Annotated in this window: 10 protein-coding genes; 6 read left to right on the top strand and 4 right to left on the bottom strand. The window is 46.6% G+C overall.

Features of this window, described 5'->3' with window-relative positions:
• Nucleotides 1–31 precede the first annotated feature (31 nt).
• The gene (locus tag MKY87_RS14690; RefSeq protein WP_340965208.1) at nucleotides 32–1,075 is read left to right on the top strand and encodes an LCP family protein; all 1,044 of its coding nucleotides are present in this window, start codon (nucleotides 32–34) and stop codon (nucleotides 1,073–1,075) included.
• Nucleotides 1,076–1,263: 188 nt separating this feature from the next.
• Nucleotides 1,264–3,852, top strand: a complete 2,589-nt coding sequence (locus MKY87_RS14685; protein WP_340965206.1) for a DUF2339 domain-containing protein — start codon at nucleotides 1,264–1,266, stop codon at nucleotides 3,850–3,852.
• 410 nt (nucleotides 3,853–4,262) lie between these two features.
• Here the strand turns inward: MKY87_RS14685 and MKY87_RS14680 are convergent, their stop codons facing one another.
• Nucleotides 4,263–4,418, bottom strand: coding sequence for a hypothetical protein (locus tag MKY87_RS14680; RefSeq protein ID WP_340965204.1), 156 nt, complete (start codon nucleotides 4,416–4,418; stop codon nucleotides 4,263–4,265).
• Nucleotides 4,419–4,651: 233 nt separating this feature from the next.
• Here MKY87_RS14680 and MKY87_RS14675 point away from each other — a divergent pair, with 233 nt between their 5' ends.
• The 4 genes from MKY87_RS14675 (at nucleotide 4,652) to MKY87_RS14660 (ending at nucleotide 8,061) form a co-directional block, all read left to right on the top strand.
• On the top strand, nucleotides 4,652–5,323 hold the full coding sequence (locus MKY87_RS14675) for an FHA domain-containing protein (protein WP_340911835.1): 672 nt from the start codon (nucleotides 4,652–4,654) through the stop codon (nucleotides 5,321–5,323).
• Nucleotides 5,324–5,349: 26 nt separating this feature from the next.
• Nucleotides 5,350–5,928, top strand: coding sequence for a class I SAM-dependent methyltransferase (locus MKY87_RS14670; RefSeq protein WP_340965201.1), 579 nt, complete (start codon nucleotides 5,350–5,352; stop codon nucleotides 5,926–5,928).
• 104 nt (nucleotides 5,929–6,032) lie between these two features.
• Nucleotides 6,033–6,497 (top strand): MarR family transcriptional regulator, encoded by a 465-nt coding sequence (locus MKY87_RS14665; RefSeq protein WP_133386280.1) that lies wholly within the window; start codon nucleotides 6,033–6,035, stop codon nucleotides 6,495–6,497.
• A 154-nt stretch (nucleotides 6,498–6,651) separates the two neighbouring features.
• Complete coding sequence (locus MKY87_RS14660; RefSeq protein ID WP_340965200.1) at nucleotides 6,652–8,061, top strand: MDR family MFS transporter; 1,410 nt, start codon at nucleotides 6,652–6,654, stop codon at nucleotides 8,059–8,061.
• Between the two features lie 110 nt (nucleotides 8,062–8,171).
• Here the strand turns inward: MKY87_RS14660 and MKY87_RS14655 are convergent, their stop codons facing one another.
• The 3 genes from MKY87_RS14655 to MKY87_RS14645 are packed head-to-tail and all read right to left on the bottom strand — an operon-like array spanning nucleotide 8,172 to nucleotide 12,003.
• A complete protein-coding gene (locus MKY87_RS14655; protein ID WP_340965198.1) occupies nucleotides 8,172–10,484 on the bottom strand; it encodes a carbohydrate-binding domain-containing protein in 2,313 nt (770 codons plus the stop codon).
• A 27-nt stretch (nucleotides 10,485–10,511) separates the two neighbouring features.
• Entirely contained in the window at nucleotides 10,512–11,192 is a 681-nt protein-coding gene (locus MKY87_RS14650) for a DUF4956 domain-containing protein (RefSeq protein WP_076332062.1), read from the bottom strand.
• Entirely contained in the window at nucleotides 11,185–12,003 is an 819-nt protein-coding gene (locus MKY87_RS14645) for a polyphosphate polymerase domain-containing protein (RefSeq protein ID WP_340965196.1), read from the bottom strand. Before MKY87_RS14645 ends, MKY87_RS14650 begins: the two co-directional genes overlap by 8 nt.
• Between the last annotated feature and the right edge of the window lie 146 nt (nucleotides 12,004–12,149).

The following is a 12,149-nucleotide window of genomic DNA, read 5'->3' as shown; positions in this document are numbered from 1 at the left end:
ATGATTCTAAGAACCCGTTATTAAAGGAGATATGATGGAAAACAGTGCCGCACATTTAACAAGACGGAAACCGAAGAAACCGAAGAAGAAATGGAAGAAGCCATTGATCATCACCCTAAGTGTGCTGCTTGTGTTGGGAGGACTCGGATTTATTTATCAAAAGCAACTCGTCGTGTTTGCCTTTAATTTGTTCGCTTCAGCTACGGTGAAGGAAGCCTTGGATGACTCCTTTGTACCAGCTGGCGATAAGGATGCCCCTGTTGTGGAACATACCGACCCATTCTCGCTGTTGCTGCTGGGGATTGACCAGCGGGATAACGAACCAAGCCGTTCGGATACCATCATCTATTCCGTCGTGCGTCCAGAAGACAATAAAGTGCTGCTGCTGTCCATTCCACGTGATTCCTATACCGAGATTGTTGGCCGGGATGTGAAGTCAAAGATCAACTCAGCGTATGCCCACGGTGAAGCCAAGATGGCGATGGATACGGTGGAGAATTTGCTGGGGAACAAAGTGGATTTCTATGCCGCGATTAATTTTAACGGGCTCAAGGATATTGTTGATGCGGTGGGTGGCGTTGAACTGCCGATCAAGAAAAATATTGAGAACAAGCTCAAAATTCATGAGAAGCTGTTTGTTGAAGCGAATAAACCGATCTATAGCGGTGAAGAAGCGCTTGGTTATGTGCGTTACCGGGAAGATTCCGATTTCAATCGGACGATGCGTCACCGGATTTTCCTAAGTGCCTTCATGAATCGTGCGCTGGAAGTCAAAAATCTGACCAAGATCCCGGACGTAATCCAGATTGCCGGATCGAATTTTACAACCAACATGACCTCGGACTTTATCGTGAAATTTGCCGAGTCCTTATATATGAAAGATAGCATACCAACGATCAGCAATTACATGCTGAAGGGTGAGGGTGCAACGCGCAGTGGCACATGGTATTACGATCTGTCGGAGGACGATCTGCAATATGTGCGTGGCATGATCGCCAGTTGGCTGGACCCGGATGCGACCGAAATTATTGAACCGGAGTCAGCGGATCATGCAGATACACCAGATGCAGCATAAGCATCCATTCTTGTGCAAAGCTCATATGAATATAAGTCCGGAGAAGCGGTTGCTTCCCGGCTTTTTTGCGTTTGAGATCCTGCGGATGAAATATTGCACAGATATATCTAATGTTTAAACCTCTTTTTATGGCATACATATAGTAAAATATAGGGAAAAGATTAAACATCAACCAACGGAGGAAGCTCATGAAGGAGTTTAAGGAACGGCTTGGGCAGGTTCAGGAGCAGCAGAAACAGCTGGCGAAGGAGTATCACGCCTTGCTCCAGGAATACCAGTCCGATGACCTGATCGTTAAGAATGAACAGTTACAGGAACAGTATGAAGCTCACAAACTCAAGCTGCAACAGCTCGAACTTCGCTCGCGCAAGATGGAAGAAGAGAATGCACGTCTTCGCATGGCGTTATCCGAGCAGATGCTGGATGAGAAGCTGAATCTGATCCGGGTATCCCGGGAGAAGATGGAGACCTATTTTCAAGGGAAAACAGCAGTACATAATGATCGAATTGCATTCCATGAACATCGAACCAAATCCAATCTGAACGCGCTGTACAACCAGGCCGCACAGGAGTTGCAAGAGGATTCCGATGAGGTGAAGGAGAGGATTGCTTACCTTGCTGCAGAGGTGAATGAGCGCATTGAATCGCACAAGCGGGCCGTACGGGAGCGAGAAGAGGCTCTGCGTGGGCACATGGAGCGTGGATATGAGCATATGGCGGAGGAAGGGTTGAGCGAAGAGACCATTCAGCGCCGGATCAGGCAGAATCGCATGGAGATGAAGATTGGACTCAGCTGGATCAACAAAGTAGCCATCTTGCTCCTCATTCTGGGGGTTGGAGCAGCGTTTCAATACTCGTACTCGACCTGGTTCAATGACGAGATGAAGAGCGGGGCCTTTTTCCTGCTCGGTGCACTGATGCTCGCTGGAGGAGAGTTGCTGTTCCGCCGCAAAAAGCAGACGTTTGCAATGGGGCTGCTCGGCGGTGGGATCTCCGTGTTGTTCGGGTCCATCTTCTATAGTTATTTTTTACTGCATATTATCGGGTTATATACGGGACTTGCCCTGTCTGTATTGGTATCGGCAATCTCCGTGTTGTTGTCCCTAAGGTATCAGTCGAAGACCATCTGTTCATTGGGTCTGGTAGGCGGATATCTTCCGCTATTCTCGTATATGTTCTCGTTCGGGCTTGAGGGCACTGCTGTCTATGTAGCCATGATCTATCTGCTGCTCTTAAACGGCATTATTGTGTTCATTTCGTTTGGCAAACGGTGGCCGGTGGTGCACTATATCAGTTTCCTTTTCAACACACCATCCATGCTCATCCTCTTATGGCTGTCACCAAGTGAGAAGATTGGCATGTTGTATTCCATTGTGACGTTTGCATTATATCTGGGCATTACACTGGCGTATCCGTTCAAACACCGGATGAAGTTAACCTGGTGGGATTTCGCTCTGCTCGCTATGAATACAAGCATCAGCTGTCTGATGTTATACGTGTTATTTGATGTGGCAGGTTGGAATGATGCTCAGGGCTTGCTGGCGTTAATCTTCTGCGTGGTGTATCTGGGCCTCGCACGATTCGTTCAGCGCCATATGGCTCAGGAGAAACAGACGATTCTGCTCTTCTATGTCACTTCCCTGACCTTTGCCATTCTGATTATCCCGTTCCAGTTCGGGGCCAAGTGGTTATCCATGGGTTGGTTAATTGAAGGCGTTCTGCTGGTCACACTCGGACATCTGAAACGGTTCAAATCGGTTGAACGTGCCGGATGGGGCATCGTGCTTCTATGTCTATTCACTTTTGTGTACTATGACCTGCTGGCGCTATTCTTCATCGGGGAACGTTCTTACTTTATGTTAAAATACTCCAGCATTACGCTGGGTACCCTGCTGATTACACTGTATTATGCTTGGGCAGTTCACAACAGCTCATCGTCCAGGGAGAGATTCAACTACAGCCCGCTGGAGCAGGGCTTCCTGAACGGATTCAAGTATGTAGCACTTGCGAATCTGTGGTTATACGTACTGTATGAGTCAAATGAATTGTATACCAGAGCTGTGGATGAGACGTTCCTGTTATACATGTTCTACAAGTTACTCATGTTCGCAGCGTTCACCATTGCATTGGCGTATGGACTAGGCAAAGTGAAGCTGCTGCGCGACCAATTCGTGCAGGTGTACACCACCTTCCTTCATGCCGTTGGCTGCTGTATTGCACTGGCTGTAACCTTCACCATGCCGGCGCTTCAGCCGGAAGTTCAGCAGCATACAGCGGCAGAGATTGTTGGTTTACTGGTGTTAATTATCTTTAACGTAGGGGTATTCTTTGCAGGAAGGGATCTGCTAATTGCAGGCATCCGCGGACAGTTCAAAAGCATTGAATGGTACCCGGTTATCGCAGGGGTGTATCTGCTGGGTGTCATCACCGTCTTCCTGACGATCCAGTTCCATTGGGGTGATGTGGGGCTGATGTTCAGCCTAATCTATCTGCTGCTCGCGATTCTCTATATTGCCTATGGATTCAGAAGAAAATATGTCATGATTCGGCGTCTGGGCCTGGGTCTCACGTTGTTCGCTACGGGGAAGATGGTGTTCTATGATGTGGGGATGCTTACCTCGGGCAGCAAAATCTTTGCTTACTTCAGCTTTGGCGTATTGTTGCTTGGGATCTCTTACCTGTATCAGAAGGTGTCCAGCCGGATGGAGGAAATACAGTCAAGAGAGACAGTGAAGCCTGCCGACGAGCCAACTGTGCCGGAGGAGGAACAAGACTGACTTTGATTCTGAACGACCGAAGTTGCATTTGCGGTTATATGGGGAGGGATTCTTGAAATGGGATTCGACCTGAAAATCATGCTTTGGCAACTGTTATGGCTTGCTGGCCCTGTAGCTCTTATCGTGTATGCGTGGAGGAAATTCGGTGTGAGAAAGAAGCGGCGTTAATTTGAGTGCGGATAGTGGGAGTGTCCACTGTCTACTTCACTTGGCTTAGGCAAATAAGTCGTTATCTGTGTTGTTCAAACGGATAGACGCTCTTTTGTGTAATATAGATTCTTTGTATTAAAATGAGGCTCCGGGCTGCTGTGAACAGCAACCTGGGGCCTTATTGATTTGAGTCTATGGCTTAGCCTAATATGACATTCGTGAAACGTTTTGCGCGGAGATCGCGTTATAATAGAGTAGACTTAGGGTTGGATCTTCATTTGTATCCATGAGGTTTCGGCAGCCGAGGTGCCTTTCAGTGATTCTCCGCGATCATCGTTCATACGGGAGAGCACGGTTAATGTCATGGACAGGGCGAAGGCGAGCAACACGTATATGAAAATGTTTTTTTTATTCATAGGAAGGTACCTTTCTTGTTGAATGAGCTAAAATAGACATCCGGCCGTCATGAGAAAAAAAGCACAACGTCTGGTATAGTAGAGTGAGTAGAACCAAACATAAATCGTTCCTGTATATCACTATATTGAACTATAGCGGTGTAAACAATGGAACAAATCTGATGATCTTATCATTATTGTTATGAAATGTTTATAGAGATCGAGTGAGTGATCATTGAAGGTGGGAGAATAACATGCGGGAGACGGCAAAAATCGTCATTCGTACGCCAGGACAGGAAAGTGACGGCTCATTCGCTTATGTAAGCCAGGGTCGCTCCATTACGGTGGGACGTTATACAGGCGGTAGTGAATTGGACTTGTCTGTCTATAATCAGATGATATCGAAGCGGCATTGCCGCATTCATTATGATTCACAGCAACAGCTATGGATCGAGGATCTGGATAGTAAAAATGGAACCGAACTGAACGGGCAGCGCCTCGTTCCTTATGAGAAATATCCGTTTGGCGAAGGAGACAGCCTGACATTGGTCAACGGCTTGATTCAGCTTCGCGCTGAAGGAGATCTTGGAGAGACCAGGGAATATCGGGTGTCGGATCTGCTGGGTGAGGGCGTACGCTTGCAGGATCACCTGCAAACGGTACAGATCGGCGAAGTGGAGATTCCGCTGTCCAAGAAGGAATACCAGCTGTTCAAGCTGCTGTACAGTCAACTGGACCACTTTGTGACCCGAGAGCAGATTGTGGCTCAGGTGTGGCCGGAGCGGAGCATGCTGGAGAGTGAAGCGGTAGGGATCGACGAGATTAACTCGCTTATCTATCGGACGAATCGTAAGCTGGGTGTACACTTTACCATTAAGTCCGTTTATAAAAAGGGTGTATATATGAAGTCTCATGTGCCTGAATGAATGAGTGATAACAAAGGGATGAGTTCATGTTTATCATTTACCTGATTCCATGGCTGATTGCCGTGGTGACATTAATAGGTGTCATATCCATCGTACTTGTCAGTTGGAAAAACGGGATTTCCCCGATGCCCACATCCAGTCGCGTCAGGCAGGTGGTCATTCAAGAGGTAAACCGTATTCCGGGGTACGGCGATGTGCTTGAAGCGGGTTCCGGATGGGGCACATTGGGACTGGATATTGTAAGGCATTGTCCTGGTAAACGGCTGACCGGGATTGAGAATTCGAGAATCCCCTTATGGTCTTCCCAGATCATTGCCTATCTCAGTGTTCGCTTACGTCGAGCCAAGGGAAACAAGCACTCTCTCAAGGGCAGATTGCGCTTCATGCGCGGGGATATCTACACCAGTTCCTATGAACATGCGGATTGTGTGATCTGTTATCTGTTTCCGGGAGCGATGACCCGACTTCTGGACAAGTTCAGTCGGGAGCTTCCGCCGGGTGCCAAGGTGATTAGTATCTGTTTTGCCCTGCCGGGCAAAGAACCACTACGTACGATTACATGCCGGGATGCCTTGCGAACCAAGGTGTATGTGTATGCTTTTTGATGAAGAAGCTTATGATTGGAGACAGGAGAAACCGGAGGAATGAGACCCTCATGTTTCTGCTTTCGTTCAATGCATGTTATAACTCACGTGGGGTGTATATAGCTATGAATAAACAAGAACAAGTGACTGATCATTTCAGAGAATTATTTAATAAAATGGTCTGGATTAACAAGTCGAAGATGGAAGCCAGTCTTCGTGGTTATAAGTCTTCCGAAGTTCATTGTATTGAATATATTGGAAAGAATATCGATCCCAATGTGACAAAGCTTGCAGAGTCGCTGTATATGACCAAGGGTGCCATAAGTAAATTGACGAAGAAACTTATCGAAAAAAAACTGATCGAAGTCTACCAGAAGCCGGAGAACAAGAAAGAAGTCTATTTCAGACTGACCGAGAAAGGGAACGTTGTATTCGGTATTCACGAGGAACTTCACCAAGAATTTCAAAAGCGGGATCAGGCTGTGTTTGAGCAGGTAACCGAAGCGCAATTGGAGGGCATGCTCAGGTTTATGGAGCAATACAGCAAACATTTGGACGCAGAGATAAAGAAACAGGGTTTGGACATTTAGATAAATGTGTGTAATGAAGGGTAACACAAAAAAGCAACTTACTCTAATCGAGGGTAGGTTGCTTTTTTATTTGAATAATTATTGTTGACAAGGAAACTAAAAAGAGTTACATTTTTTGTTGAATAGGAAACAATAATACAAAGAGGAGACACATATGACTAAAGAAAACGTCAAAACCACTGATTTACCCAAAGAGGTGCTCATTGCAGCCTGGGCTATAGCTCTTGGAGCCATTGCACCTTTGCTTGATTCTACCATGGTGAATATTTCCATAGATCAATTAACACATGATTTCAATACAAACTTGACCATTATTCAATGGGCCATTACAGGCTATATTCTCGCTCTTGCCATGGCAGTTCCCATCTCCGGTTGGCTTATGAACAAGTTTAATAGCAAGAAGATTTTCATTGGTGCTGTTATCCTCTTTGGAGTGATTTCTATTTTAGTAGGTGTTAGCTGGAACATTTCGAGTTTTATCTTCTTACGTTTACTTCAAGGGTTCAGCGCAGGGGTGATTACGACCCTCATGTTTACCCTCTTGGTGAAAACGGCAGGGAAAGATCACTTGGGAAAAGTGATGGCCATCGTAAGTACGCCTATGATCTTCGGCCCTATTCTGGGTCCAGTCCTTGGAGGATTCATCGTTCAGGTGGCATCCTGGCAATGGATTTTCTTCATTAACGTGTTTATCGTGTTGATTGCTGCGCCAGTAATGATGAAAACAATTCCTGACTTTGAACCTTTCAACAAAGAGAATAAGCTTGATCTGTTTGGCATTATTAATTTATCTTCCATGAGCGGGGCTTTAATCTACGGGATAACGAGAGCTGCGGAACATGCTACGTTTAACAATAATGAAACGATCTTATGGGTGGGTATTGGTGTGGGTTTGGCTGTCATATATATGGTTTATAATCTCATTCGCAAGAATCAAACGGTCCTGCCCATGAGTTTGTTTACTTATAAAAGTTTTGCTGCTTCAAGCGCCGGCTTGTTCATGGCAAATATTGCTCTTATGGGCCCGATGTTAATCCTCCCGCTATTCTTTCAAAACTTTCGCCATTTTACGGCGATTGAAACAGCAGTTGCTCTTATCCCCCAAGGGGTTGGGATGCTTGTTACTCGGCCTTTACTTGGAAAAATGATTGATAAAATTGGACCCAAATATGTAGTGATCGTCAGTTTATTTCTTTCTCTCATTGGATCAATTCCGCTTATTTTCATCTCTGATAAAACAAGTATGATCTGGATCTCCGTTATATTGTTAATTCGTGGTGCGAGTATTGGAGGGATTAGTCTGCCGTTAACAAGTGAAGCATACACTGGGCTTGATAGCACACAGCTCCCTGAAGCGAGTGTGGGCATTAATATGATTGAGAATCTTGGTTCAAGCTTTGGCTCAGCTATTATCGCGACGGTTGTTGCAACGGTCATACAAGGGTTGCAACCAACGGTCATAAATGAGTTGAAGGGGTACCATGCCGGATTTCTATTATCCAGCGTTATTCTTGTAATTATTCTAATCCCTAGTTTGTATCTTACAAATAAGAGGAACGCATGAACAGTTACTCATGTTCTTCCTGAAAAATAAAAGCACTAGGCCCCGAATTCACTGTTATCGTGATTTCGGGACCTAGTGTTTCTTATTATACACTTAACTACAAATCATGATTATTTTGCAGAATCGGTAGTGCCTGTGCTGTCGGAGATTGTACCGGATTGCGATCTGTTTCTGCCGCCTCCGAATCCACCTTGTCCACCGCCACCACCAGGACCGGCCATACCTGTATTGGCAGTGGTTACACCTGATTCATTGACCCAAGTTACATTGCTAGTCGATTGGAAGGCAACCACTTGAGTTCCGCCACTGTAGGTACCGTCTGTGTAGAGTCCATCCACCGCTTTACCTGTAGACGTACCACCGGAGTAGATTACGTATGAACCATCTTTCGCAAGATCCGATGAGCTGACAACCACGGTTTGATAATCTTTTGCCGGAGCGAATGTCAGAATGTTGTTGCCTTTGCTATCTTGTACATGTACAAGTGTTCCAGCTTTTTGCGTTGCAGGGAATGTCATCACAATGGTATTTTGCGTAGACGTATCGGATGTTCCTTGTGCCATACCAGAGCTTCCAGCAGCCACGAGGTATCCACCGCTGATTACAAATGTACCGTCATAATCCAATGCTCCGTTGCCGCTATCCGTTGGTCCGTTCACAATAACTGTTCCGCCAGTCATATTGATGGAACCATTGGAATCCAGTCCGTCACCACCTGCGTTCACGGTGAGTGTACCGCCGTTAATGTGGAACTCGTTATTGCTCGCTGCTGCTCCCATACCGCCCGGTCCACGTCCTTGTTGAGTAGCAGTTGTACCTTGAGATGCCTGGTTAGTGGTTGATGTTGTGCCCGTCGTTTCGGTTACAGAGATGTTGGAAGTCGTTGTTGCATCGGTTGCTGTAGTAGCGCTATCTGTACTTGCCGCTGTATTCGCAGCTGTTTCCGTCTCGCCACCTGCAGCATTTACGCCATCATCGGATGCCGTTACATCTACATCCCCATCGTTCAGGGTGATGATTGCACCTTCAAGTCCTTCATAACTCTTCGCAATCGTGATGGTTCCGCCGTTAATCGTCAGGGCCTGATCGGCATGGATGCCGTCATCACCGGATTCGATGTTGAATGTTCCGTCATTGACTGTCACGTTATTGTTGCTGTGCAGGGAATCATCCATGGAATCAATGGTATACGTACCACCATTAACCGTAAGGTCTGTACCTGCTTTGAGTGCTTTGGCACTTGTGGACTCTGTTGCTGTTGTTGCTGTGTCCGCATCGACATTGTTATCCGTTGTTGTTGTTGTTGTTGTTGTGTTGGCAGAGTTGGATGCTGTTGCGCCGTTCGTGTTAGTTCCGGCATTCGTACCGCTGTTAGTAGGCATCTCTGGCATATCCGCAGGAGGTTCTCCATCTGGAGGTGTGCCCATATCCGTTGGAGGTGTGCCGCCACCCCATCCACCGCCACCGCCGCCAAATGGACCTTCTTCTACTTTGGCTGGTGCATTGGCGCTACCACCGGCAGTCACAATGTTGTATGTGCCGCCATCCGTAACGAGTGCGGTTTCGGCTTGAATACCGTCATTGCCACTCTGAATATCGAAGGTACCTCCTGCGATGGCAACGAAGCCTTTGGTGGTATCCGTGTCATTGGTTGATTTAATACCGTCGCCTTCTGCTTCAATGGTAATGGTACCCGCTTGAATGGCAACCATATCCTTACCTTTGATACCGTCATCGGCTGCTTTGACACTGATGTTACCGCTAATGATCTTCAGATCATCCTTGCTTGTAATACCTTCATTATAGTTACCTGTGACGGTCAATTGACCTGCACCGTTGAACGTAAGATCCGCTTTGCTGAAGATCGCAGCATCCGGCTCGTCTGTCGCAGCATCGGCGTACACATACGTTTTACCATCGGAAACGGTATTCTTGGTTCCTTTTTCGAGCGTAATTACCGCTTTACCGGCTTTTTGAATATAGATCGCTGCACTGTCATTATCATGGATGGTAGCTCCGTTTAATACGAGATGAACGGTGCCTTTATCGGCAACATTGACCACGATCTGTCCGTCGGTTAGCTCACCGCTAAGTACATAAGTGCCTGCTTCGGAGATGGTTACCGAACCATTCGCTGCTTTGGCGCCCGAACCGGTCACCGTTGCAGTTGTTCCGTTCAGCTTAATCGCTGTGGAATCTGTCTCACTCCAGCTAATGTTGGTATCGTCAGCATCCAGAGAGACCAGATCTGCATATTTCACTGAAGTTTGCTCGCTGACAGATACCGTTTTGGTTGTTCCTGTCGTCGATGTTGCGGCATTGGCGGTTGTGCTTGTCGTTGCTGGTGCACTGCATGCTGCGAGTAGGCTGGTAATCATGGCGATGGACCAAAGTTTGCTACCTGTTATCATGTTTTTCTTCATATTAGATCGTTCCCTTCGAATTAAAAATTAATATTCCGTTGTTGGACTCATGGTTAACGAGATATCCAGGTTGCCGTTCCGGGTACGGATCGCATCGAGGAATTCCTTTTGGCTAACACTTTCGTGAATGGTTACACTGTAGACCAGCTCGTACAGACTACCGAGTTCGGTCGTTCTGATTTTTTTCAGATCAAAAGGTACGTTGAATTTATGGAACACTTCATTAAGGGCTTCTTCATAGCTTAAGTTTTCGGGAATGGTGACTTTCAGCGTTTTCAGCTGACTTTTCTTGCCGCCGAAGTTGAAGCGACTCAGGACAAACATCAGTACACACAGGATAATGGTGAAGAGCACCGCGTATCCAAAAGCGCCTACACCGCAGGCAAGACCGGAAGCCATCGTGAACAATACGTAAGCAATGTCTTTTGGATCACCAGGGGCACTTCGGAATCGGATGATCGAGAAGGCACCTGCCAAGCTGAAAGCTCGAGCGATGTTGCTACCGATGAGCAGGATGATGATGGCGACGATGACGGGCAGGACAACCATCGTTAAGGTAAAGCTCTGGGAGTATGTGCTTTGGTTAGTCTTCATGTAGGTGAGGCTGATGATTAACCCCAGAATGATGGCAAGACCAATGGTGATGACTGCGTTGTTAAACGTCAGGTTGGTATCGGTTAGGGCTGAGCTGAACAGTGAATCAAGCATATAGGACACTCTCTCTTTCTATAATCGTTTTATCTTGTTCTATGGATGGGTTGAAATCGGTACCTGGTACAAGAATGCGCTCTGTTTGGTAATTCAGGTTGGTTGTTCTCGCCAGATGTCTGAACTCGTTTCCGTATTTCGAAAATCCGGTGCGGTAGAGACCATGCTCACATAGCAGTTGCGACAGCCACAGCGGAACAGTTTTCTCGGCTTTTACTTCCATCAGCCATCGACCGTCCTTCACCAGCGGCTCACCGTAATCTCCCTGTTCCAGCTTCAGATCGTATCTGCGGCTGCGGATGTTAGTATCAAATGTAATGCGGAGATCGCGGCTGTTCTTGTCGAAGAGCGCTTTGCGTTCATACGCCAGATACACTTTCGGTTCCAAGTCGTATACCCGAAGGAAATATTTGATCTCTTCAACAACCTGTTTGTTCATGTAATCCGCCAGCTCTGGCGCCTGTCCCGAACGAACGAATTCGTAAGCTTCATCCAGCTTCAAGGCTGTTCTGCGCTTGTTCACCAAGCCGAAGATTTTCTTTTTAATCTCCAGATACACTTTGGCATTCTCTTCAGGGATTCCATATGCCCGCAGTCTCAGCTTCTCCTTGTATTTTGGTTTGGAGAGACTGGCGCGGATCAGCGAATCTTGCGGAGTGTCGAAGTACAGGTTGCTGATGGAGTAATACTCATGTTTCTTGTTGTAGGCATCCAGCTCCATGTATTTCAGCAGGTCATTGTAGAAATGTGCGTACTGCTCATCCGTCAGAAGGTACTTGCTCTCATATCGGTTGAATACTTCAATAGCCATGTGGGACTCATTCCTTTCGTGGGTGGGTTGTATGTTGTGTTGCATCGTGTATTGCTTCCATGTCTGTATCTTAGAGCCCCAACCTTGAATGAATCTTAAATGGTTTTACATTGCGTTAACATTTTTTTACCTTCCTATAATAGTGC

Origin of the sequence: Paenibacillus sp. FSL R7-0198, from assembly GCF_038000415.1 — a bacterium.
Classification (GTDB): Bacteria; Bacillota; Bacilli; order Paenibacillales; family Paenibacillaceae; genus Paenibacillus.
Note: the sequence above shows the minus strand (reverse complement) of the source record. Positions and strands in the feature narration are given on the sequence as shown.